We start from the raw sequence: 22,051 nt of genomic DNA on the forward strand, positions 1-22,051 counted from the left end.
TTCGCGATGACTCGATGCGGCACCTGCGAAGGGGCGACTGCCGGCAGCGGCCACGTTCCCGCACCGCGCCTTCATGGAATATCCGGGCCGGCGGAGTCCAGTATGGGATGTCCGCGGCCGTCCCGGGCCAGGATCTCGCGCTACAGCTCTCGCATGGCCTCCGTGCGCCCGGGGGAGTCGTGCTCCCAGCCCAGCACATGCAGGACGCCATGCGTGACGAGCAGCGCGAGTTCGTCGTCGAAATCCCAGCCCTCGTCTGCACAGCGGCGCTGGACGAAACGCGGTGCGATCACGATCTCGCCGGCGAGCAGTCCGGGCGGCGCCGGGCCGTCTTCCCACCACAGGTCCGTCGCCGCGCCGCAGGCGCCGGCCGGCAGTGCAGGGTCGCCTTCGCCCCGGGTGCCCAGGTTCGAGAAGGAGAGCACGTCCGTCACGCCCTCGCGCCCGCGCCAGCGGACGTTGAGCGCCGTCATCTCCTCGTCCGCGGCCCAGACCAGTTCGACCTGCCAGTCCGGTCGTCCCAGCTGGGCGATCATGGCCTCCAGTTCCGCCAGCCTGCGTACGGCGGGGCGCCATCCCGGCCCTGCGGCCAGGCGATCGACGGAGATCAACCTCATGCCCGCTCCCTGACGATCGCATCAGGCGCCCGGCCCCGCTCTCGCTGTCCCGGATAGGCGATGCGGACGTGGTGGATTCCCACGAGCAGGGGCACGAACGAGTCGCGAATGGTCGCCAGATCCTTCAGCGTCAAGCCGCATTCGTCAAGTTCGCCGTTGAACATGCGTTCGTCGATGATCTGCTTGACGATCTCGCGGATCCGCCCGGGCGTGGGTTTCGACAGCGAACGGGTGGCCGCTTCGACGGCATCGGCCAGCATCAGGATCGCCGTTTCACGGCTGCGCGGCTTGGGGCCCGGATAGCGGAAGTCGTCCACTTTCACGGTCTCGTTCCCGGCGCTTTCCAGCGCCTTGTGGTAGAAGAACTTCATCACGTGCGTGCCGTGGTGTTCGGGGATGAAGTCGATCACTCTCTCCGGGAGACGCCATTTCCGCGCCAGCTCCATGCCCTCCTTCACATGGGACGCCACGACCAGCGCGCTCATGCTGGGGCTGAGGTCGTCGTGTTTGTTGGGACCGCCGCCCTGGTTCTCCACGTAGTATTCCGGCTTGTTCATCTTGCCGATGTCGTGGAAGAGCGCGCCGACTCGGGTGAGCAGGGAATTGGCGCCGATGCCCTGGGCCGCGTGTTCGGCGAGCTGTCCCACCACCTGGCTGTGATGGAAGGTGCCCTGCGACTCCAGGGCCATCTTCTTAAGCAGGGGATGATTCAGGTCCGACAGTTCCAGCAGGGTGAGATCGCTGCACGCTCCGACCAGGGGCTCGACGATGGGCAGGAGGAACAGGGCCAGGGCCACCGAGGCGACGGGCGTGATGATACCCACCAGATACTCCTGTAGAAGTCCGGACGCACCCGTGCCGTCGGCCAGCCTCGACAGGGAGATCATGGCGATCTGGATGCCGGCGAGGATGGCGATCGCGCGGTAGAACTGGTCTCGCTGCCGGATGCGGCGCATCAGGGCCACCGAGACGAGACCGCTCACCAGCCAGACCAGCAGCCAGAACGGAGCGACCCCCATGTGGAAGGCCAGCCAGGAGATGGCCAGGATCGTCAGCGGAAAGCCGACCCGATCCCGGTACAGCACAGTCACCAGCACCGACAGCAGCGGAACGGGGACGGCGAAGGGCCCCAGGGACGGGTGGTGCAGACAGAAAGCCGCGGCCACGAGGAACAGGGCGAAAGCCGCGGCGGCGGACAGGAGATTCCTGTTCTCGCGCAGCAAGTCCACGAAGTACAGGATCGCCACCCAGCCGAACAGGCCTAGCAGGCAAGCTGCGAACAGCAGCCTCGCCTGTTGGCGCCAGAACATCCCTTCGCCTTCGCCGACATCGCCCAGGGCGACGAGCCGTTCGAGCAGGGATTCCAGGTAGAGGGCGTCCTGCTCGGTGACGCGGACGCCCCGCTCGACGACCCTCTCGCCCTGCAGGAATTCGCGCAACGTGGGGACTTCCTGCCTGGCCGAGACGCGACGGGCCCGTGTCTCCTCGTCCTGGTAGACCAGGTTCGGAGACACGAGAGGCCTGACCAGCTGCGCCCCCCATTCCGCGTCGGACGCTGCGAGACCTTGGGCCAACAGGAGGTCCCGCAACCGCTCGCCGAGATCGCCCTGGAGCGTCAACGCGGAAGTGTCCACCTCCGCCTCCGCGTCCCCGGTCACGATGCTCACATCGCGATAATTGCCCGGGGGCAGGAAGTCGACGACACCGGCGCCGAAGACGACGTCTAGGGCGGCGACCGCGACCGCGAAGAAGGAGTCCGGCCGCACGGTCGTCAAGGCGCGGATGATGTCCTCGCTGCCCAGCTCCGGGAACCGCAGGGCGAGCAGTCCCACCCGTTCCTCGAGCGAGACGCCGGTCATGGCCGCGTGACTCCGGAAGGCTGCCCGCCAGGCCTCGACGCGACGCAGAGCGTTCTCGCGGGGAGCGGCCAGGCGCCTGACGACGGGCGGCACGACGAGCACTCGCTGCAGCTGCAGCATCTCCACGTCCTGCTCCAGATAGGGAGCGCTGAAGGCTATGGGAGCATGGATGTCCCGCTCGGCGATTTCGCCCGTCACGGGGAAGTCGATGTCGATGCGCTGCGTCACCGGGAAGAGGGCGGTGTGCAGGCACAGCAGGGCCGCGCCGGTCCCCAGGAGCCAGGGCCAACGCCGGCCCAGCGGAGTTCTGCGAACCGCCTGCCGCGCGGCCGACCGGGTAGTGGGTCGCTCACCGGTCTTGAGACCGGGGATGGGGACTCGAGACCAGCGCAGATTCCACTTCATGGCGAATTCGCTCCGTTCTCCCGTTCCTCGGCCGTGCGGAACGCATCGACGATCCTCCTGACCAGCGGATGCCGCACCACGTCGTTGCGTGTCAACTCCACGAAGGCGATGCCCTCCGTTCCGCCCAGTATGCTGCGGACGCAGACCAGCCCCGAGCGCTTGCCCCCGTCCAGGTCGATCTGGGTGATGTCGCCGGTGATGACCGACTTGGAATGATGACCAAGCCGCGTCAGGAACATCTTCATCTGCACGAGGGTGGTGTTCTGGGCCTCGTCCAGGATCACGAATGCGTCGTTCAGCGTGCGGCCGCGCATGTACGCCAGTGGGGCGGCCTCGATGATTCCGCCGGTCATGTAACGCTGGATCCGGCTGGGACCGATGGTGTCGGACAGGGCGTCGTAGAGGGGACGCAGGTAGGGATCGATCTTCTCCTGCATGTCGCCCGGCAGAAAGCCTAGTTGCTCGCCCGCCTCTACGGCAGGGCGCACTAGGACGACCCGTTCGACGAGCCCCCGCTTCAGGTAATCCATGGCCAGCACGACCGCCAGGTAGGTCTTGCCCGTGCCGGCCGGCCCGATGGCGAACACCACGTCGTGATCGCGGATGGCTTCCACGTAGGCCTGCTGCCCGACGGTCTTGGCGCGGATGGCGCGCCGGGTCCCGGTGGCGTAGAAGAGCGTTTCGCCCCCAGCGGGCTCCTCCCCGGGCTCGCCCGCGAGATGTCGCTCGATGACATAGTTGACCGAGACGGGGTCCAGCTCGTGTTGCCGCATCAAAAGATCGATCAGTTTGAGCACCACGCCGCTCAGGGTCTCGATCTCGTCCTGTGGTCCCTTGAGGACCATGCTCTCGCCCCGCACGGTTATGGAACCGTTCAGGCGGGCCTCCAGCAGGCGCAGATTCCGGTCTTCAGCACCGAGCAGCGCGAACTGATCCACGCCCGCGAGGGAGATATGCATTTCGTCGGGACCCAGCGAGCTTATCCTCTTCTTGTGAGCGGTCATGGCTCCTCGTCTCCGGCCACGATTTCCAGTCCGAGTTCGGAGAGCTGCTGATCGCTGATCGGTCCCGGCGAATTGTCCAGCGGCGAAGCGGCAAGGTGCGTCTTGGGAAAGGCGATCACGTCTCGCAACGAGCTGCTGCCGGTCATGAGCATCACGATGCGGTCCAGACCGAGTGCGATGCCTCCGTGGGGCGGGGCACCGTATTCCAGGGCGTCGAGGAAGAAGCCGAACTTGCCCTCGTATTCCTCTCTCGTCATGCCGACGGTCCTGAAGATGGCTTCTTGGATTTCCCGCCGGTGCACGCGGATACTGCCCGAGCCGAGTTCCACGCCGTTGCAGACCAGGTCGTAGAGCTGACCGCGGCAGGCTCCCGGGTCGGTTGCCAGCGAAGCCAGGCTGTCGTCGTCCGGCATGGTGAACATGTGGTGACAGGCCGTCCAGCCGCCGGTCACCCCGTTTCGCTCGAAGAGCGGGAAATTGCGTACCCAGGCGAAAGACCAGGCACCGTCGGGGATCCAACCCTCGCGCTCCGCCAGGGCCAGACGCACTGCACCGAGGGGTGCCAGAACGCAGGCGTCTTCACCGGCCCCGAAGAGCAGCAGATCGCCGGCCCGGGCTCCTGCACGTGCGCAGAGCGCGGTGGCGAACTCGGCGTCCAGGAACTTGCTGATGCCCGCTTCCAGTCCGTCGGCGCCCACCTTGGCGAAGGCCAGCCCCTTGGCTCCATGCTTCTTGGCCAGTTCCTCCAGTTCGCCTATCTGCTTGCGGCTGTATGCCGAACAGCCCGCGGCCACCAGGCACCTTATACCGCCCCCGTCCGAGATCGCCCCGGTGAAGACTCCGAAACCACAATCGCCGGCGAGGTCGGTCACATCGTGAATGGGGCATCCGAAACGGAGGTCGGGCTTGTCCGAGCCGTACGAGCCCATCGCCGCGTCGTAGTCCAGCCGCGGGAAGGGCGTCGAGATCCCGATACCCGCCGCGTCGGCGAACATCGTCGACACCATGCCCTCGACCAGTTCGAAGATCTCGTCTTCGCGCACGAAGCTCATTTCCAGGTCGATCTGGGTGTGTTCAGGTTGACGGTCCTTGCGCAGGTCCTCGTCGCGCAGGCACCGCGGCAGCTGGAAGTACCGGTCCACGCCTGCGACCATCAGGATCTGCTTGTAGAGCTGGGGGGATTGCGGCAACGCGTAGAAACTGCCGGGTTGAATCCGGCTGGGCACGACATAGTCACGCGCCCCCTCGGGCGTGGTCTTGATCAGCAGAGGGGTCTCGACTTCAAGGAAATCGCGATCGGACAGGTAACGCCGCACCGACTGGGCTGCCCGATGGCGGATTCTCAGGTTCTCCGCCATGCGCGGTTGGCGCAGATCGACGTAGCGGTATTTCAGACGCAATTCATCGGAGGCCTGCGCCGCCTGGTCGAGTTGGAAGGGCAGCGGCTTGCTGGGGTTGAGGATCTCGAGCGCCGATACGGCGACCTCGACGGCGCCGGTGGCCATGTTCTCGTTGACCATCCCTTCGGGACGGGGCCGCACCCGACCGGCGACGGCGATCACCGATTCGAGTTTCACGCTGCCGCCCGCGGCGGGCAGATCGCCGTCCTCGAACACGGCCTGCACGGTGCCATAGCGATCGCGCAGGTCGATGAAGGTGACGCCCCCCATGTCCCTGATCTTGGCGGCCCAGCCGGCCAGGCGCACTTCCTCGCCGATCAGGCGCGAGTCGATTCCGCCACAACGATGGGTGCGGATGCGTTTGTTGTCGTTCACGAGCCGAGCACCTCCCGCACCGTCTCCAGGAGCCTGACGTTGGCCACCTCCTGTTGGTGCCCGGTGTCGAGGTCCTTGAGTTGGAAACAATCCCCGGCAATCTCCTCGTCGCCGGCGATGACCACGAGTTTCGCCGTGCGCGAGTCGGCGCTCTTCATCTGAGCCTTGACGCCCCGGCCCGAGGTGTCGACCTCCACCCGGCAGACGCCGCGAAGACGATCGGCGTGGGTGAGGGAGTATCCCTGGGCCGCATCCCCCAGACAGACCATGTATACATCTACCGGCGCCTGCCGGCTCCGTTGCAGGTCCACGGCATCGGTGTAGAGATGCTTGACTACCCTGTCGATACCCAGGGAAAAGCCCACCGCAGGCGTGGCAGGGCCCCCGCACTGCTCCACCAGGTCGTCGTAGCGACCACCGCCGCACAACGCACTCTGCTGCTTGTCCTGGTATGTGGAGATCTCGAATGTCGTGCGCGTGTAGTAGTCGAGCCCACGGACCAGCGCAGGATCCCGGCGATAGCTCACGGACATGTCGTCGAGCGTGCTGCACAGCTTTTCGTGGTGAGCGGCGCAGTCGGCACAGACCGCCTCGTTGATGGGCGGGTACTGTTCGAGCAGTCTCCGGCAATCCACGACCTTGCAATCGAACAGTCTCAAGGGGTTCTTCTCCATGCGGACCCGGCAGGTCTCGCAGAACCCGTCGGCCCGCTCGCATACCCAGTCGCGCAGCCCCGCCACATACGCAGGGCGGCAGGCCGCACAACCGATGGTGTTGATCTGGAGATCGATCTCATCGGCGTCCACCGCCTCGAACAGGGCCATGGCGGTGCGGATGACCTCCGCATCGAGGACGGGTGACGGTGAACCGATCGCCTCCACACCGACTTGATGGAATTGCCTGTAACGTCCCGCCTGGGGGCGATCGTACCTGAACATGGGGCCCAGGTAGTAGAACTTGAGAGTGCCCGGTTGCCGGGTCAGCCCGTTCTCGAGATAGGCGCGCACCACGGACGCCGTCGCCTCCGGGCGGAGCGTGACGCTTTCCCGACCCTTGGTCTCGAAGGTGAACATCTCCTTGTCCACGATGTCGGTGCCCGAGCCGACCGACCTCACGAACAGGTCCGTCGACTCGATGATGGGCGTCCTGATCTCACCATAGCCGTATCTCTCGAGCACTTCGCGCCAGCGGTCCTCGCACCAGCGCCAACGCACCATCTCCTCGAGCATGATGTCCCGCGTCCCCTTGGGGCGGCGGTATCTCTTGTCCATCCTCATCTCCCGTCCGGATTCTTCAGGAAACAACGCGCGGATTCCGTTGTGCAAGGCGGTGCCGTCCTGCCAGTCATGGGGCTCCGTCGCGGTGCGGGGCTCCGCCCACGACGAGCATGAACTCCTCCGGATCCAGGGTGATCAACCGGCAATGTTCCGGAAGCATCACCTCGGGCCTCACCGTATGCGCCCCGGAATCCAGACCCGACGACGACACGGTCAAGGAGATCGACGAGGCGGTGAGGACCGCGAGCGACTCCACCGGACCACTGATCTCCACGCTCGCCACGGGCGGGAAAACCTCGACATGAGGCTGCCCGGTGTCAAGCAGCGGCACCAACGGCACGTGTTCGAACACACGTCGCCCGACCGCCGCGGCCTCCACGAACACCTGCACGGATTCCTGTAGGGGATCGAGATGAGGATGGGGCGAGACGAGTCCGCGCTTGATCGTTCCCGAGCCATGAATCCGCGAGAGGTCCACGGCCACGGTCCTGAGCAGCAGGTCCCGGGACAGGAAACGGGACGGGCCTGCCAGGGGCACGGAATCCGGCACTGCCCTGAGTGGAGACAGCAGCATCCATTCGGCGGACAGCTCCCCCTTGGTCGCGACCGCCACGGCGACCGGCAGCGAATCGAGGCGATCGACGTCGAGCTCCAACCTGTCCGGATCGAGGACCACGACTTCGGTCAGAGACGTTCTCACGTCGCCGGCCGTGAGATCCTTGACGTAGCGTATGCCGGGATCGACGCCAGAGAGGTCCACCACGACTTCGCCGGGCCGATTGCCGAAATACCGCGACAGGAAGAAACGCCACTTGCTGCCCCGCGCGCGCAACCGCACCGTCTCGGGCCATTCGTTGCCCGCGAGGGTCAGGTTCCCGGGCAGGCCATCGAAGCGCAGGGGGAGATCGACCTCTCGTACGCGCATGACGCCAGACGCCACCTGGATCCAGATCAGGACCGAGGCGAAGAGGCAAAAGAGCTTCAGTACATGTTTGTTCATGCCACCTCTTGTCTTCCCTGCCGCCGAAGCCGGGATTGCCTTCTAGGCGGCGTCACGGCAACAACAAGGACTGGCCGACCGACAGGTTATCCGAATCCAGCCCGTTGCGATCGCGTATCTCCCGCACGGACGTGGCGTGGCGCAGGGCCAGCCTCCACAACGTGTCGCCGCTTCTCACCCTGTATGGCGTCACCCATCGTCGCGGCTCGCCGCCGAGATCGGGACGTTCGTCTCCCCGATGGTTCACCACGCCTTCGCACAGCAACCCCGCCAATTCTCTCTGCCCCGCACGGCTGCGCAGGAGCTCCCGGTCCGACCCGTTGGACAGGTAGGCGGCCTCGACCAGGACTGACGGCATGGCCAGGCTGCGCAGGACCATGAAACCAGCCTGCTTGACCTTGCGGCCCTCGACGGAGCCCGACCTGCGGGCCGAGCCGATCAGATGCTCGGCCAGGCGATTCGACTGCGTGAGGATCCGGCTCATGCGTAGATCCATCAGTATCGAGATCACATCGTCCTGACGCTCCGCCGGTGAAAGTCCCACGCGGTCGGCGGCGTTCTCCTGATCCGCCAGAGCTTGGGCCTCGCTGTCGGTCGCCCGCTCCAGGCTGAGGAAATAGGTCTCCAAGCCCGACGTTGCGGAGTTCGCGTGGGTGTTGGCGTGGATCGAGAGGAACAGGTCGCCCCGTGCCTTCTCCGCGATTTGCACCCGTTCGGCCAGACTGACGAAATAATCACCGGTACGTGTCAGCACGGCCCGGTAACCTTCGCGCGCATCCAGCAATTCCGCCAGTTCGCGGGCGATCGCCAGGACTACATCCTTCTCCCGCACACCCTTGCGGATGGCTCCCGGGTCCATGCCGCCGTGGCCCGGATCTATGACCACCGTGTACCGGGGTGACGCAGGCGCCACGATCGCCCCTGCGGCCGCCGGGTCGGTGCCGACGAGAGGGGCCCGGTCCGCTGCCGGCCCATCGCGGCTCTCCGGCCTGAAGATATCCACCACGATCCGGTCGGGCCTGCCCCCTTCCGCCAGCAGCGCGAAATGCCTGAACACCGGATCCCCGTCCAGATCCAGCACGACCTGAGCCTTGTCGCTCAGGACGTTGCGGCGGATTCTGAGCACCATGCCGTCGCCGACGACAATGGTTCCATGTTCGCGGAAGATCGCCCCGGGTATATTGAGGGCGATCCGATCGGGATGCCCCACCCGCCGCAAGTCGTAGGCTACTCCCCCCGAGAGATCGAGCACGACGCGCGTGCTCCCGGGCGATGTCCAGTAACGGATCTTGGTGATCTCGACCCCGGCGCGCACGCTGGACGCGGCGCAGCAACAGGAGACGATCGCAACCGAAAGCAACGGCAGCCACGTACAAACACGCCTGCTGCCACGGATCAGGTCATTCCGGGGCCTCATGCCGAGTCAACGCTCCTCTTCCCGGACCGGCACGGCCCAGGCGCCTGGAAAATACCACAGCCGTACGGCCATGCAAACAGGAGATCAGCGGGTGGCGTAGTTGTCGAGGACGTAGGGCAGGGGATTGACATGTCGGCCACCGACGGCGACCTCGTAGTGCAGATGCGGCGCGGTCGACCGTCCCGTGTTGCCGGAGCGCCCGATCACCTCGCCACGCGCTACGCGCTGGCCGATTCGGATGGACCAGTCCGACAGGTGCGCGTAGGTCGTGGTGATGCGATTGCCGTGATCGATCCGGATCATCTTGCCGAGCCCGCGATCGTGCTTCAAGGAAAGGATGATCCCGCCGGCGACGGCGCGCACCGGCGTGCCCGAGGGGACCGAATAGTCCAGGCCGCGGTGGAAACGCGATTTCCCGGTGAAGGGGTCCTTGCGATAACCGTAGGTGGAACTGAGCCAACCGGTATCCACGGGGCGGATCGAGGGTAGATGGTCGATCGTCGTCTGTCTCGAGGTCAGCGTATCGAGCAGGGTCTGGTACCCCTTGTGCTGTATCCGCGCCTGCCTCAGCAGCTTGTTGAGATCGTGCTCGAGAGTGACGGCGGGCCTCACCCCGGCCGCAACGTCCGCGACGAAGACGTGCGCCAGCGAGCGACCGCCGACACCGGCTTCCCTCACGTCGGGATCCACCGGGTCCAGGCCGATCGCCGCCGACACCATCTCCTGGAAGCGGTACGAGCGGTTGAGGTGATCCCGGAGCGTCTCGACCTTGTCGCCCAACTGGACCAGCTCATCGCTGAGACGCGCGTTCTCCCTCTGCAGCTCCGAGCCGCCGGGCAACCAGCTGGATCCGTGGAACAGGCCGAATACGTAGAAGGCCGCCAAGGTGAGCAGGGCGAGGGTTGCGGCACCCCCCGACACGGCCACCAACCGCGGCACATTCAACTCGCGCGTCGCGGCGTGGTCCTCTGGCACGTACAGGAATGTGTATTTCTTGCGTAGCATGTCGGAACGGAACCAGCCTGGTAATAACACCCGGAAACATCCACCGAGCCAAGATACCTGTATCATACCGGATGTCAACCCCGGCCGCACCGCCGCTGCGGCCGGGGCTTCGCTACAGGTAATCGCGCAACAACGACCGTCCGGCCGTCTGACGCATCTTGCGCAGCGCCTTTTCCTTGATCTGTCGGATGCGCTCGCGGGTCAGCCCCAGGCGCTTGCCGATGGCCTCCAGGGTCAGGGCCTCCTCCTCGCCCAGCCCATAATAGAGACTGATGATCATGGCTTCGCGTGCGGAGAGCGATCGCAGGCTTCGGCGTACGTCCTCGCGCATGACACGATCGTAGAGCCTGTCGTCCGAGCCCGGCTGCGAGTCCGCGGCCAGGGTCTCGATCAGGGGGCGGTCGTCCGTGCCCTGATCGTCCAACCCCACTTCCCCACCGTTGAGCTCCAGGGAACGTCTCACGTCCTGCGGCGACAGGTTCAGCTCGTTGGCGATCATATGATCGGTCGGGTTCTCGTTGCCCTCGCTCTGCAGCTTGGTGCGGGCCCGATTGATCTTGAGCAGCTGGGCGGTCTGGTTCTGCGGCAGCCGCACCAGCCTGGAATGATCCAGCAGGGACTGCAAGATCGACTGCCTGATCCACCATACGGCATAACTGATGAACTTGAAGCCACGCGTCTCGTCGAAACGGTCGGCGGCCTTCAGCAGACCGATGTTGCCCTCGTTGATGAGGTCCGCCAGCGTCAACCCCTGATGGACGTAACGCTTGGCCACCGTGACCACGAAGCGCAGGTTAGCGTTGACCAGGCACTTGAGGGCTTCCTGATCCCCTTGGTGTATGCGAGAAGCCAACTCTGTCTCATCTTCGCGGGACAGCAACTTGTACCTGTTGATCTCCTTGAAGTAGATCTCCAGGCTCTTCTCATGAGTGGGAGGCAGGATGGACGTTCTGGTAGCCATGATGTCCTCCTCTCGTGGGGTGCGCATCCGGCTGGAGTCCGGGGGCGGGGCCGGGATGAAGCCCTAGCCCTCTCTCGCTCCAGGATCGGGTTCGAGCAGGCGGTATCCATCCATGCCGCCGGACTCTATCAGCAGGGATAAGGTCTCGCTGCTGCCCGCCAGTTCCTCCCGGAGTCGCTGAAAATCCTCGGCGCCGGCAACCGACCGGCCGTTGATCTCCAGGATTACGTCCCCGGGCTGCAGACCCGCGTCGGCCGCCGGTCCGTCCGGCGCCACTGCGATGACCATCATTCCCCGTTCTCCTTCGACGCCGAGGGCGTCCTTCAAACGCCGCACGCGGGGATCGCCGCCGCCCAGGGGGGCTACGGACATCCCGTGCCACGTATCTTCCCGGGCCGTATTTTCGCTTCCGGCCTCCGGCTCCTCCGCCGGCACGACCTCGAGCTCGATCCGTCGCCCGTCACGCAGGACCAGGCAGGAGGTGGCCTGTCCGATCTCCGCATCGCTGACGAGGAACTGCAGATCGTGGTCGTCCGCCACGTCCTCCCCGGCGAAACCTATGATCACGTCGTTCGCGAGCAGCCCGGCGGTCTGCGCAGGCGAACCAGGCAGCACCGCCTCTACCAGCGCGCCCTGTCGTTTTCCGTCCTGCAGGTGGTCGCTGGTGCGCGCCCCCAGGTAGCCGCGAATCATGCGGCCATGAGCCACGATCTGTTCCAGGACACGGCGAGCGTAATTGCTCGGTATGGCGAATCCGATGCCCTGGGCGGATTTGTTGATCGCCGTGTTGACGCCGATCACCCGACCGCCCAGATCGAGCAGGGGGCCGCCGCTGTTGCCGAAGTTGATCGCGGCATCCGTCTGCAGGAAGTCCTGATACCTGGGTGCTCCACCGTGAATGACGAGGTCGCTGCGTCCCTTCGCGCTGACGACGCCCACAGTGACGCTGCCTTCCAGATTGCCGAAGGGGTTGCCCACGGCTATGGCCCAGTCGCCTACCCGCACGATGTCCGAGTCGCCGAAAGAAAGAGGTGTCAGGGGAGCGCTTCTCTCGATCTTGAGCACGGCCAGATCGCTGCCGGGATCGCTGCCGACGACCACCGCTTCGTAGGTGTGGCTCTCCCCCCTGAAGCGGACGCTCACCGCGTCGGCCCTGTCGATCACGTGGAGGTTGGTGAGGATGTGTCCGTCCCGGCTGACCACGAAGCCCGTGCCGCTGCCCGTGGGATTGAAAGGCGCGCCCTCTCCCCTGTCGTCGGGGAAGTAGCGCCTGTACAGTTCGTCCATCGGGTCGAGATCCAGGCCGCCGCCGGTAACGGAGCGTTCGGCGCGGATGCTGACCACGAGATCGCGTGCGCTGGAAACCACGGCGGTGAACGGAGAAGCCGGTGCCGGGGTATCATCCACCCGTGCCAACCCCTGGGCGCAGGCGCCTGACGTCGAGAGCGCGCCCAGCATCGCGCTCGACAACGCGATGCACGCCATGAAGGTAAATGATGAACGCACGGACATCTCAGCTTGCTCCCTGCTCCAATGCACCGACACCATCGTCGGCAACACACGGAGCCGCTGGAAAGCGGCTCAAGCCGGACGCTTCGTGGGAAAAGCGACAGGGTGGGATGAATCACGTTTCGCCGGAGCCGTTGCGCCGGCCAGTTGCAGGGATGGAACGATCCTACCAGACATTCATAATCTCGGTCAAGTGGATTCGCAACTGCTCAGTCCGTTTTGTTTTTCTCGCCGGCAATGGGATCACCTTCGCCTGCGACAGGCATTCCCGCCGCCGAGGCCCCGCTGTAGTCGCCAGGTTCGTCCGCTTCACCGGATGTTCCCGGAGTTGCGCCTGCGGCTGCCGCTCGGCTCGCATGGCGCTGGCCCGCAGCCGTCTTGATCTCCGAGATCTCCTTCTCCTTCGACTGCAACTCCCCCTCCAGGTCGCGGACCTTTCCCACCAGGGAGAGCAGCATGGGGTCATCGAGCACGCCAGGGCGCTCCTCGTTGAGCGCGTTGTAGACCAGGCTGCCGATCTCGCTGAAATGCCGCTCGATATCGCGGCTCAGCCCGAAGATGTCGTAACGTCGGAGACCGACCTTGGCCAGTTCCCCCGTCTTGTCCGCAGCCACGCTGTACCATTCGGTCAGGTTCACCTTCACGTCGTCCCACAACGTCATAACGACTCCCCTCCGTTCGTTGTGCGCGGAAAATATCTTGCCGTCCCAGGACTATTCATATACTAATCACTTCCCATGGGCAAGGCCGACCAGCACACTATCCTCTTCGTTTCCGACACGCACTTCCATCTCGAGCCCGAGCCGGACGAGAGGGAACGGGTCGCATTGTTCCTGGAATTCCTGAAAATGGCAGGACGTGCGGACGAGCTCGTTCTGCTCGGCGACATCTTCGACTTCTGGTTCGATTACCCGCACTTCCGACTCAAGGGTTACGAGGAGCTGCTGGCCGGGCTCGACGAGGTGCATGCCTGTGGAACCCGGATGCACTTCATCGGCGGCAACCACGACATATGGGCCGCCGACTACATGCATCGCCGCTACGGCTGCCGCCCCGGCGGAAAGGCCATTACTTTGCAGGCCCAAGGCCTGCGCTTGAACCTCGTGCACGGGGACGGTCTGCTGATCAGGGATCGGCTCTACAGCACATTCCGCTGGCTGGTCAGGCAGAGGATCGGCATAGCCTTCGCCAAGTCCCTCCACCCAGAGTTGCTCTACGCTTTTTCGCGCTGGCTCAGCCACACCAGCCGCCAGGTTTCCCGAGATGAGGCGGCGATAATCGAGAAACGAGCGGCGGCCTACCTGGATCACGATAGCGACGACTGGGATCTGCTGCTGATCGGGCACCTGCATCACCCATTCCGGTTGACTGAAGGCAGGCGTACCCTCGCCGTCCTGGGCAGCTGGTTCGATGGAGCCAGTTACGGGATCATGCGTGAGGGCAGGTTCGAACTCCTGGATTTCGCATCGGATCCCCATCCCCTCTGAGACGGTCGACGGTGACCTTCGCTGGTGGGTCAGAAGTCACCGGAGCCGAAGCCCATCTCCAGGGCGAAGCGATGGCCGTCCCCCAGGTCGTTCAAGGCGTCCTGGTAGGCATAGCTGACTGTGATGTCGCCGCGCGTGAAGCCGGCACCCGCAGTCAGGCCCTGGGACGTGTAGTTGATCTTGGTGCCGAAACGCAGGGCGAGGGCAGGCACCATCCTGTACTCCACGCCCACATGGGCCTTGGAATTCCCGTCGTTGGGAAAGACGATGTCTCCGGCCAGGGTCACCTTGTCCGCGAAGATGTCATGTGCAGGATCGAAAGCCATGCCGACCCGCAGGATGGTTGGCAAGGGGTAGGACTCGCTGTTCAAGGTCAGGCCCTGACCGAAATGATTGAGAGAGGCGCCGAACCACAGACCTTCGATAATGGCCTTGTGAGCGATCGACAGGTCGTACGCCAGCCCCGTATCGCCGTACATGTCGATCTCTTCGTGCAGCAACTTGATCATGGCGCCTGCGGCGAAGGTCTCTGAGATCTTGCGGGCATAGGAGAAGCCGAGAGCGACCTGGTAAGGCCGGAATGTCCCCAGCGGGACGCCCACGTTGACCTCTTCGTATCGCTCCATCTCCTCGGCGTAGAAGCCCGAGAACATGAAACCCAGGGCCCCGAGATCGGTGCGGTGGGCGATGCTCGCGGTCTCCTTGTCGAAGAGGCCCCACATGCGCTGGTGTTGCAACAGCAGGTCCGTGCCGTTCTCCTCGAAGACGAGCAGGGCCGGATTCCAGTATACCGCGGCTGCGCCCCTGGAAAGGGCCACGCCTGCTCCGCCCATGGCCGCCTCGCGCGCACCGACGGCGGTGCGCAGCGAGAGAAATCCGGACTCTCCCGGCGTGCCGGCCGACGCCAGGGTGCAAAAAGACAGCACGAGGATGCCCAAGGCGGGGGCGGTGAGACGGTGCATCAGGCTGGTTCTGCTCATTCCCGATCCTTTCCACCGCGCAGCGGGCGCGGGTGCTTGTCCGGGTCGGACTTCATCCTCATCCAGTCGCTTGCCGACCGGCATCAACGGGCGATCACCACGGGGCGCACACTCACCTCTCGGGAGCCGCCATCGTCGGCGATCAGACGGCAGATGTACACGCCCGACACGACGGACTCTACGTCCAACAGGATCTCGACGGGGCCGCCGCGCGCCTGCACGACTGCCGAAGTCCGCACTTCCTCTCCCTCGAGATTGTACAAGTATGCCCGCACCTGGCAATCACGATTCGCCAGCGCGCGCACGTGCAGTTCCTCGCCGGTCAGGGGTGTAGGGTAGCAGATATGGCTGCTGGATGTGAGCAGGGCTGCCCCTACCGGCGGCGCCGTCACGGCCCCAGCCGTTTCCGCACGTCGATCGGAGCCGCCCCACATGGGCCAGATCTCCACGGCGTCCGCGGTTCCCGGCAGACTCCACGCGGAGAGCCTGGAGACCGGATCCCCCGTGGGATCGCCAGAATCGTCATATCCACTGATACGCAGAATCGAGCCCACCGCCACCAATTCCAGCCCGGGCATCCCATCCAGATCCATCAACAGCGGCGTGCCGGCGGTCTCTCCGGGACCCGCCAGCGGCCACCCGGACGCGAGCCGCCCGTCCCGATCGTACAGAAAGAGACGGCCGTCTCGCGATGCGAAGAGTGTATAGGCTCTTCCGCCGATCTGGGCCACGAGGGGCGATGGAGCACCGGCACCCCCGGTCGCCGTCACGGAGATCCGGGGCGCCACAGGCCATCCGGTGAGCGGGAAGCCACCCACGCCCGCCAAGACGAATCCAGCCTCGGCCACATAGCCGAGGCCCGGAGCCAGCGGCGAGGTCACGCCGGCCCATTCCGGCCAGGCCTCGACCCCGGCAGCTTGGGGGCCATCCCAGATCATGGCGCCGCCAGTGATGGCAGGGATGATCAGAACGTCTTGTCCCGCAAACATCAATACGCCGGAAGGTTGTCCGGGAAGCTCTACGAAACTGTCATTTTCACAATCTGCCAGGCGCCAGACGGCATCCACATCATCATACACGGGCAGCAATGTGAGTCCACGCCAGCGGGTGGGAGGTGAGACCGCCTCGAGACCGGTGTCCGTCAGGATGTGGATCTCTTCTTCTGCCAGGTTCCAGTAGTGCAGACGCAGCCGCCCGTCCACATCCCGGCGTTCGACGATGATGGCCACATCCCTCTCCGCAGCCGAGAGCGCCATCGGGACCACGACGGTCGGTTGGCTGCAATGCTCCAGGGGCAGCACCAGCCCGTAGCTGGCGCCGTCCGCGTCGCCGTCGATCATTTCGCTGCCGTCCTCGCCGTTGAACGCGTACAACCCGGAATCCGCCGTCAACAATATTTCCGGCAGGCCGTCGAGATCGAGATCGCCCACGGCCGCCGGACCGTTCCAGCTCACGGGCTCCCCGCCCGGCCCCTTGCCCACGGCGAACAGGCCGGTCAGGGGTGAGCCTTCGCGGAAGCTCTCGAGATCATGATCGAACGCGAAGACGCGTCCCCTATCTCCCGTGGCCACGATCTCCAGCACGCCGTCCCCGGAACAGTCAAGGTCGACGGCCAGCAGGTGCGAACCGCGCAGGTCGACGTCATTCAACTGGAGAGTGGCCACGGGTTCGGGCGCGCCGCTGGCGGTCACGTCCGTCCGACGGCACCGGAAGGTCATGGAGCCCGCGTACCGGATCACGGTATCCCCTGAGAATGGAACCACATATGCCGAATCGGCCACCACGTTGCTGATCATGTCGATGAGGATGCCGGTGGGGACGCCGCCCGACGTATCGGTCGAGGGAGAGGTCTCGGGGCCGAAGACACTGGAGTCCTCCCCCCGGAAACTGTCGTAGTCGGCACCGAGCACCCACGCCGAGGGGATCCGGCGGTCGAGATCCTGGATGCCATCGGCTTCCTCCAGATCCACCGACTTGCGAGCCGGGTCGGCGTTGAAGATGTTCTGTTCAGAGAGGAAAGCGGCCTGGATCACACCCTCGTCGATGTGCCAGATGTACAGACCGCTGCCGGCCCCCTTTGCGCCGTCCATGCGAGCGTCGTTTTCGCTCATGAAGAAATCGAATTCCGCCCCGAAGAGCCATTCGCGTTCGTCGTGCTCCGGGTCGTACCAGCTCGTGGGAGTTCCGTCGCGGTAAATCGAGTCAGCGTCGTAGAAGTCGGGTATGTTGTTGCCGTTCAGGTCGCCCGGGAATGAGAAGATTCCGTTGCCGTCCGGATCCTGCTTGCGGTATTCTAGCAGCCAGTATTCGCTCGGTCCGATCTCGACGCGCGCCAGCGCCGAATCCGCGGCAGCGTGTTCTGCGGGATACAGCCGGAAGAAGCCGTCGGCGTCCGGATCGATTGTGTAGGGGTCCAGCCAGCCCATGAGCATCTTGTTGAAGGCGCAGGGATGGGCCGGGATGAAGCCGGCCCCGACGAACAGACCATACCCCATCAGGCCGAACTCCCCGATGCCCTGGCTGTCGGGATGGCCGGACGGCGTGAAATCGCTCAGCGACAGCATACCCAGGCGCAGTCCCACCTCGAAGCAATAGACGCCGAGGGAGCCGAAATAGCCGCCGACACTGGCCACCGAGTCCTGGAACTCGTTTTCCGGCAGGACCAGCACCTGGTCTATGGTCACGGGCTCCCCGCCGGCGTACGCGTCGCCCGTGGGCAGCCACGGGTCGGGTATGATGTCCTCGTCCCTTGCCTCCGCGAATGCCTCCAGTCCCAGGTAGCTGCTGTAGATCTGCTCGGGCGAGTCACCGAGAATGTCGGTTTCCTCGCCGGCTCCGGCGTGAATCAGGACCACCGTGTCGAAGCGCGAGAAATCGACCTCACCGTCCAGCAAGGTGACAGCGTCCAAGGCCATTAGCACCTTCTGCTCCCCTAGTTCGGGATGATTCCCGTACCAGTTCATCGGATGAGGCAGGTTCGCCACGTTACCGGCAACTTCGAAGGCGAAGGTGAAATGTCCCCCGCTGACGACATCGAAATAGGCCTGCACGTCGGTCATCTGGTGTTGATAGTAAGTCGAGTCGTGGGCCAGATAATAGAAATCGCTCTGGGCGGGGGGGGGAAATCTCCGGAGACCTGTCCATACCTGCCATAGAACAAACTGTCGGCGAAATCGCACATCAACACGACTGCGAACAGGCTGTCGGGCGCTGCGTGGCCAGCCATACGGGCGGCCTGCAAGGACCGCGATCCTTCCTCCATCAGACGTCGCGCGCTCGCGCTCAGAGCCGGCTGGGCGTGCACGGACCAGGTTTGCCCAGGTCCGAGAGCGGCTGCTCGCGAACCGTCGGGTCTCGACGGGGGCCCGGCCGCGGCATGGACCGCGCATATGGCCAGCGACAGCCCCCACAACGCAACGGCGAACGCCGCCCGTCGGCATGCCGACGGGATGGCACCTCGGGCCTCGTCCCGGGTCAGCATGGACTCTCCACCTTTCAAGATCGGGGAGCGAAAACCGGATCAGCGCCGCTGGATACGTGCATAATAGGCTCCCGCTCCGGGAGCGTCAATCGACGCCTAGGCACCGCCACTCACGAATCGCCGGGGAAACGATGGCAGTGGAGCTGGAGATCTAACGCCGCCACCCCTGATTGGCATTGTCTTCACTCCCGCTCCACTGCATCTCGTCGGTGATCGGCCGCTGACCGGATCGGCTGCCCGTTCCCGCTCGGTGCCAACCTCTTCAAGGATCAGGTCCTTTCCGGCCAGCCAGCGATGGGGGGATTGATCACTCGACTCCCTGCCGCTAGCGCTTTGCGCCGCGGTTTGAACTTGACCTGCCGCCACCCTTGCCGCGCGGCGACGATGAGGAGCCGGAGCCTTGGCTGCGTGTCGAGCCGTCACTCTTGCTCCCGCTGTTGGACTTGGGCTTCACCGATGAGGGTGAGCGTTCGTTCGGCGTATTGCCGCCCTCCGGCTTTGCCGTCTGAGGCTTGCGCGTCGGGGTCTTATCGCCATCGGATCGTGGTTTGGCCTCCGGTGCCTTGCGTGTCGGTTCGTCATTTCCTGGGCGAGGCTTGACGGTACGCGCAGGCTTCTGGTCGCGGCTGCCACCTTGCCAGATCCGCGAACCCTGAGTGTGGGGCTTGACAGGGCGCACGGCGCGGACGTCGTTCACCTGGGGTGCGGTCCGGGTGCCGGGCGACACGCGAATGGGCTGCTGGCCTTCGGAGGCATCGGGTCGCACGGGACGGGCATCCTCCCGGCCGTCGCGGCCTGTGGCGGGGTTGGGCCTCACTGCGGGCCCGTCGGTGCTGTTGCGACCGACGCCGCTCGGCATCCTGATACCCGGCGCCCGCTCGTCGCGGGGCTGCTTAGTGAAACCGGCGACCGGCTTCACGGCTCGGCCGGTGTCCTTGAACTCGCGGCGTGCGTCCACTCTCTGGTCGGACCTGCCGAGTTCCTGCTTGCGGATCGCCTCCTTGCGGTTCATGGACGCCACCATGTCCTTGGTGGGACGCGGCGTCTTCACGATCGCACCAGGATGTTCGTAGTCTCGTTCACCTTGGTTGTCTGCGTACCGGTGGTTCTTGACGATCGGCCGGTAACGCTGGCGGCCTTCCTTGTATCTGACCCAGACATCCCCGCGCCAGTACGGCGAGTAGTTCCAGACGTAGCAGTCGAAATCCCAGACGGAATACCCCCACGTAGGCCAGGCGTACCAGGGCCGGTACCAGTAGTTGATCCACGGGCGCCAGGTCCAGGGATCCACGTAGTAGTAGACGGGGTAGTAGTAGGCGGGGTAATACTGGTAGCGGCCGTACCAGTCGTTATCCCAGCTGTAATCGTGATGGATCTCGATCAAGCAAGTATCGCTGTAGGGCTGGTAACTGCTGTCGTCGTGGCACTGCGTGCACATGTAACGGGGGTAATCGACCTTGCGGTGCACATAGTAGCTCAGATAGTTGGTCACCACGTAGTCGGAAGGATCCTCGAGCCCGGTCACGGCGTAGTTGACGTCGTTCATGGCCAGGAATGGATCGCCAGCCACGTAATAACCTTGCTCCTCTTGCCCGCTTTCGTGGTGGAAATCCACCTCCAGGTTACGCAGGTCGAAGGGGTAGGCGGAAACGAGAACCTGCACATATTCTACACCTTCCGTGCCGGCGGTCCTGATGCGTTCGGCGCCCGGTGTTGGCAGGTTGTATGTGTGATTGCCGAAGACGAAACCGTCGTCGTAGCGGCTTCGCGGCCAGAGTATGGACACCAAGCCTTCGGCATCGATACGATACACCACGGCATAGGCGTCGCTGTTGGCCTCGAAATGGATGCGAACGGCCTCCCCGCGCTGGTAAATCTCGTCGTCCCCGCGATCGTGCCAGATGTTCACACGGTAGGGCTGGTTCTCGAACCCGTTCCAGCCGTCCGACATGGCGGGTGTCCCTTCGGCAGGCTGGGCCCTGGCCGTAGCGAAGCCCACCGCGAGAGCCAGTGCGATCAACACTGACATCGCCACGCGCAGCCCCGGACTGGGCTGGGACGATGTTGCTCCGCAGGCCGGCTTGAAGTTCATCACTCGTTTCGTCTTCATGGCCGTACCTCCTGGTCCGGACCTTGGAATCGCCCCTTAGAAGCGAACGATCTCGTCTTTTCTGGCGCCACCGGATTCCCTATCGGCTCGCACCTTCAGTTCCCTGTTGAAATTGTCGATCTGGTAGGCCCAGTCCACGTCTACGTAGTTTTCTTCCTCGGCGTACACATAGAACTTGGCGTAATGCACGTTCGTATCAGGATCTTCCGTGATCTTGACGATGTAGGAATGCCCCTCGATCAATTCGGCCCGACCCGCGTTGGAATATCCCGAATCGGGAGCGTAATCGACATAGTCCAGGGGTATCGTACCGTAATCCTGGAGATGCACGATGTCCGGTCGCGCGGCGATCACGAAGGGGACGCCCTCCGCGAAGGCGACATAGATGTCTGCAGTGGGCGCGTCCCAGGCCATGCGACCGTCAGCCAGCCGGCTGAAGTCGAAACCGCTGCGATCGGGATGAGCGCCGTACCTGTCATATAGCAGAAGTTCGTACCCGGCCGGACGGGGCGTATCCACGACCGTTTCGAAGCTCAGCGTGCTCTCGTTGCCACTTTCGTCGAAAGCCAGCACGGCATAGTAATAGGTCTCGCCGTTCACGACATCCTCATCGTCAAACCAGTGCAGAAGCGTCTGCTCGTCGAAATTCTCGTCCCAGGCCACATCGCCCAGCCAGTAGTAGGCACCGTAGACGGGATTGTTTCCGTCATGGCGGTAGACGGCATAGCCGATCAGGTCGAGCTCGTATATGTCGTTCCAGTACACCGAGACAACTTCGTCGCCGGTCACAGTGAATACCCCGGTCGGCACCGCTGGCGGATCATCGTCGATGTACGTCACATCCTCGTCGCAACCCAGCATGGCCACCGAGAAGATCAGGACTGTCATGAGCCCCATGAATCTGCCCAGACCGGCACCAAGATGCCTGGTGTGTACTGGATGATTGGTTCCCATGATTCACCTCCCGTCTGGTTCAGCAGTCAGGTATTCCTGATTCCCTATTACGCACGGGACGTGCCAACAGGCAGACCGAGCCTCTCGCAGACGTCGAACAGCCGTCCGGTATGTACGTTCCTGGCCGTATCTCCTTTATTTACCGGGGAATTCAGGGGGTATACCACGTGCCACGATTGGCAATTGGCAAGGGAACTCCAGAATCGCTTA

At 64.3% G+C, this 22,051-nt stretch carries 16 protein-coding genes; 1 reads left to right on the top strand and 15 read right to left on the bottom strand.

The window, feature by feature from the left end; translation table 11 throughout:
* Positions 1 to 140: 140 nt before the first annotated feature.
* From ybeY to KJ554_01535, 11 genes are all read right to left on the bottom strand, one after another.
* A complete protein-coding gene (gene ybeY / locus KJ554_01485; GenBank protein MBU0741005.1) occupies positions 141 to 617 on the bottom strand; it encodes an rRNA maturation RNase YbeY in 477 nt (158 codons plus the stop codon).
* A complete protein-coding gene (locus KJ554_01490; GenBank protein MBU0741006.1) occupies positions 614 to 2,881 on the bottom strand; it encodes an HDIG domain-containing protein in 2,268 nt (755 codons plus the stop codon). Before KJ554_01490 ends, ybeY begins: the two co-directional genes overlap by 4 nt.
* On the bottom strand, positions 2,878 to 3,840 hold the full coding sequence (locus tag KJ554_01495) for a PhoH family protein (GenBank protein MBU0741007.1): 963 nt from the start codon (positions 3,838 to 3,840) through the stop codon (positions 2,878 to 2,880). Before KJ554_01495 ends, KJ554_01490 begins: the two co-directional genes overlap by 4 nt.
* A 41-nt stretch (positions 3,841 to 3,881) precedes the next feature.
* A complete protein-coding gene (gene aspS / locus KJ554_01500) occupies positions 3,882 to 5,660 on the bottom strand; it encodes an aspartate--tRNA ligase (GenBank protein ID MBU0741008.1) in 1,779 nt (592 codons plus the stop codon).
* Positions 5,657 to 6,931 carry a histidine--tRNA ligase gene (gene hisS, locus KJ554_01505; protein ID MBU0741009.1) on the bottom strand — a complete coding sequence of 425 codons (1,275 nt, stop codon included), beginning with the start codon at positions 6,929 to 6,931 and terminating at the stop codon, positions 5,657 to 5,659. Before hisS ends, aspS begins: the two co-directional genes overlap by 4 nt.
* Before the next feature lie 73 nt (positions 6,932 to 7,004).
* A complete protein-coding gene (locus KJ554_01510) occupies positions 7,005 to 7,937 on the bottom strand; it encodes a hypothetical protein (GenBank protein MBU0741010.1) in 933 nt (310 codons plus the stop codon).
* Between the two features lie 52 nt (positions 7,938 to 7,989).
* On the bottom strand, positions 7,990 to 9,354 hold the full coding sequence (locus KJ554_01515; GenBank protein ID MBU0741011.1) for an N-acetylmuramoyl-L-alanine amidase: 1,365 nt from the start codon (positions 9,352 to 9,354) through the stop codon (positions 7,990 to 7,992).
* Between the two features lie 84 nt (positions 9,355 to 9,438).
* Positions 9,439 to 10,359 (bottom strand): M23 family metallopeptidase, encoded by a 921-nt coding sequence (locus KJ554_01520; protein ID MBU0741012.1) that lies wholly within the window; start codon positions 10,357 to 10,359, stop codon positions 9,439 to 9,441.
* Positions 10,360 to 10,471: 112 nt separating this feature from the next.
* Positions 10,472 to 11,320 (bottom strand): RNA polymerase sigma factor RpoD/SigA, encoded by an 849-nt coding sequence (locus KJ554_01525; GenBank protein ID MBU0741013.1) that lies wholly within the window; start codon positions 11,318 to 11,320, stop codon positions 10,472 to 10,474.
* A 63-nt stretch (positions 11,321 to 11,383) separates the two neighbouring features.
* Positions 11,384 to 12,826: a trypsin-like peptidase domain-containing protein gene (locus tag KJ554_01530; protein ID MBU0741014.1), complete on the bottom strand. Its 1,443-nt coding sequence runs from the start codon at positions 12,824 to 12,826 to the stop codon at positions 11,384 to 11,386.
* 212 nt (positions 12,827 to 13,038) lie between these two features.
* Entirely contained in the window at positions 13,039 to 13,485 is a 447-nt protein-coding gene (locus KJ554_01535; GenBank protein ID MBU0741015.1) for a hypothetical protein, read from the bottom strand.
* A gap of 81 nt (positions 13,486 to 13,566) precedes the next feature.
* On the opposite strand from KJ554_01535, the gene KJ554_01540 reads away from it, so the two are divergent.
* Positions 13,567 to 14,316 carry a UDP-2,3-diacylglucosamine diphosphatase gene (locus KJ554_01540; GenBank protein MBU0741016.1) on the top strand — a complete coding sequence of 250 codons (750 nt, stop codon included), beginning with the start codon at positions 13,567 to 13,569 and terminating at the stop codon, positions 14,314 to 14,316.
* Between the two features lie 29 nt (positions 14,317 to 14,345).
* Here KJ554_01540 and KJ554_01545 read toward each other — a convergent pair whose 3' ends face one another.
* The 4 genes from KJ554_01545 to KJ554_01560 all read right to left on the bottom strand — a co-directional run bounded on the left by KJ554_01545 (position 14,346) and on the right by KJ554_01560 (position 21,841).
* Positions 14,346 to 15,296 (bottom strand): PorV/PorQ family protein, encoded by a 951-nt coding sequence (locus tag KJ554_01545; GenBank protein ID MBU0741017.1) that lies wholly within the window; start codon positions 15,294 to 15,296, stop codon positions 14,346 to 14,348.
* Between the two features lie 83 nt (positions 15,297 to 15,379).
* Positions 15,380 to 18,355, bottom strand: a complete 2,976-nt coding sequence (locus tag KJ554_01550; protein ID MBU0741018.1) for a hypothetical protein — start codon at positions 18,353 to 18,355, stop codon at positions 15,380 to 15,382.
* Positions 18,356 to 19,102: 747 nt separating this feature from the next.
* Positions 19,103 to 20,887, bottom strand: coding sequence for a DUF4384 domain-containing protein (locus KJ554_01555; protein ID MBU0741019.1), 1,785 nt, complete (start codon positions 20,885 to 20,887; stop codon positions 19,103 to 19,105).
* 36 nt (positions 20,888 to 20,923) lie between these two features.
* Positions 20,924 to 21,841, bottom strand: a complete 918-nt coding sequence (locus tag KJ554_01560) for a hypothetical protein (protein MBU0741020.1) — start codon at positions 21,839 to 21,841, stop codon at positions 20,924 to 20,926.
* Positions 21,842 to 22,051 lie beyond the last annotated feature (210 nt).

The sequence above is a fragment of the bacterium genome, from assembly GCA_018814885.1.
GTDB lineage: Bacteria > Krumholzibacteriota > Krumholzibacteriia > LZORAL124-64-63 > LZORAL124-64-63 > JAHIYU01.